This is a genomic window from Microbispora sp. NPDC049633 (assembly GCF_040675265.1).
In the GTDB taxonomy this organism is placed as follows: Bacteria; Actinomycetota; Actinomycetes; order Streptosporangiales; family Streptosporangiaceae; genus Microbispora; species Microbispora maris.
In genome coordinates this window covers 1-2206 of the sequence record NZ_JBFAOO010000391.1, presented here as the reverse complement: position 1 = coordinate 2206, position 2206 = coordinate 1, and the positions used below count along the sequence as shown (strand labels likewise).

2 protein-coding genes and 1 pseudogene are annotated in these 2206 nt (G+C 74.3%); 1 reads left to right on the top strand and 2 read right to left on the bottom strand.

What is annotated here, in order from left to right:
- Positions 1-1119 (bottom strand): MFS transporter (locus AB0J39_RS39275; RefSeq protein WP_363474265.1); only part of this gene is annotated, 1119 nt, incomplete at its 3' end.
- A gap of 75 nt (positions 1120-1194) precedes the next feature.
- Here AB0J39_RS39275 and AB0J39_RS39270 point away from each other — a divergent pair.
- Entirely contained in the window at positions 1195-1938 is a 744-nt protein-coding gene (locus tag AB0J39_RS39270) for a helix-turn-helix transcriptional regulator (RefSeq protein WP_363474263.1), read from the top strand.
- Between the two features lie 9 nt (positions 1939-1947).
- Here AB0J39_RS39270 and AB0J39_RS39265 read toward each other — a convergent pair.
- Positions 1948-2206: pseudogene (locus AB0J39_RS39265) on the bottom strand (hypothetical protein); the annotation flags it as partial.

Below are 2206 nucleotides of genomic sequence, written 5' to 3'. Positions count from 1 at the left end.
TCGATGTTGCACGAGCCGAGTAGCTGCCGGACGTACCATTCGCCGCGGGTCTCGTTCTCGAGCCGGTCCTCGGTGAAGACCTGCGAGCCCTCCGGCGCTCACGGCGAGCCCGAGCGTGACACCGGCCGCGGTGCCCGGCCGGTTCGGCAGGTAGTCCTGGCCCAGCTTGACCAGCACGGCGAACGGGATGTTGATCGCGATGCCCGCCGGCACGGCGAACAGCAGCGGCAGGTAGGGCCCCGGGAGCAGACGCAGCCCGGCGAGCGCGGGGATGACCAGCAGGCCGCCGATCCGCACCGTGCGCACGAGCCCGATCCGGTCGGCGAGCCGCCCCCCGATCAGGGTGCCCGCGACGCCGCCGACCAGGAAACAGGCCAGTGCCGCGCCCGCGAGACCGCGGCCGGCGCCCAGGTGCTCGATCCAGAACAGCTCGATGAAGGTGAGGACGCCGAGGAACGCCACCGACCTGACGACCGCGACGCCGGTGAGGACCATGAAGGGCGCCCACCTGTCGGCGCCGGAGCGGGTGCCCGTCACGGCCGCCCGGGCCGGGGGGCGATTCCTGAGCAGCACGAACGCGGCGAGCAGGGCCGGCGGGATGAACAGCGCGGTCGCGCCGACGCCCATCGCGATGAGGGCGGGCGTGGCCAGCACCGGCGCGAGGAGGAAGCCGACGCTGCCGCCCGCAGCGAAGAGACTCATGGCCGCGGCGCTGTCTCCCGCCGCCTCCCTCGCCCCCTTGCCCGCCGCCGGGTGGAACATGGCCACCCCGAGCCCGGACAGCAGGACGAGGGTCCAGACCGCGGCGTACGGCTCCACCAGCCCGGACAGCCCGAGGCCGAGCCCGGCCAGCGCGACGCCGGCGGCGGCCAGCCAGCCCAGGCGGAACCGGTCGACCGCCAAACCGATGAACGGCTGCGGGATCGAACTGCCCAGGGCCGCGGCCAGCGTCAGCCCGGAGGCCGCCACGTAGCCGTAGTGCCGGTCGAGCACGAAATAGGGCAAACAGGCCGGCACCAGTCCCTGGTACAGGTCGTCGATGGCGTGCGCGGCCGCCCACAGCCACATGCGCCGCCACGCGGACGTCGCCCGTGCCGCCCGTGCGGTTGTCTGTGTCACCGATCGTCTCCTCGAGAGGCTCCGTCGAGCATCCCGGAGGACCGAGTCGGCGAACTATCGATACTCTGCCGATCCATGTCGGAAACCCGCCATCCGCAGGGCAGCGGAGCCTCCCGCGTGCCCCTGGCCCACCGCCAGCGCCTCGACTGGCACGACCACACCTCGCACCAGCTCATCCATCCGCACCGCGGGGTGCTGCGGATCTCGACCCCGGTCGGTGAGTGGGTGGTGCCACCGCATCGGGGCGTGTGGATCCCGGCCGGGGTGGCGCACGCGCACGAGGCGTACGGGCCGACCGAGATGCGGGCGCTGCTCTTCGACCCGCCGGTCAACCCGCTGCGGCTGGACCGGCCCACGGTCCTGGCGATCACGCCGCTGCTGCGGGAGGTGGTGGTCGCCCTGACCGGCGACGACGAGCCGGCCGCGCGGCAGCGGGCCAACCTGGAGCGCGTGCTGCTCGACCAGCTCCGCGAGGTCGAGGCGCTGCGGCTGTGCCTGCCGACGCCGTCCGATCCGCGGCTGCGCGACGTGGCCGCGATCCTGGAGGCGGATCCGGCGGACGGCCGGACGCTCGCCGCGCTCGGCGCGGTCGTGGGCGCGTCCGAACGCACGCTCAGCAGGCTGTTCCGAGCGGAGACCGGCATGAGCTTCCCGCAGTGGCGGACCCAGCTGCGGCTGCATCACGCGCTCATCCTGCTGGCCGGCGGCCGTTCGGTGACCTCGACGGCCGCCGCCTGCGGCTACAGCGGCCCGAGCGCGTTCATCCAGTCGTTCAAGCACGCCTTCGGCACGACCCCGCACGCGTACGTGCGCGCGTGAGGCGGCCGGCTACGGCCGGGTGAGCACCACGTATCCGGCCTCCCGGAACACCACCCGGTAGCCCCGCTCACGCAGGGCCTCGACCCGGGCGATCTGTGAGTGGACCGAGCCGAAGGGGAAGGCCCTGGCACCCACGTCGGCGGCGACCCACGGCGCCCCGCGCGGCGTGCGGTCCCACAGCAGGGTCCGCGTACGCGGCGACAGGGCCGGGGCGAGGGAGTCGGCCGCCTCGACCAGCGCGCCGTCCGGCACGGCCGCGACGGCCCGC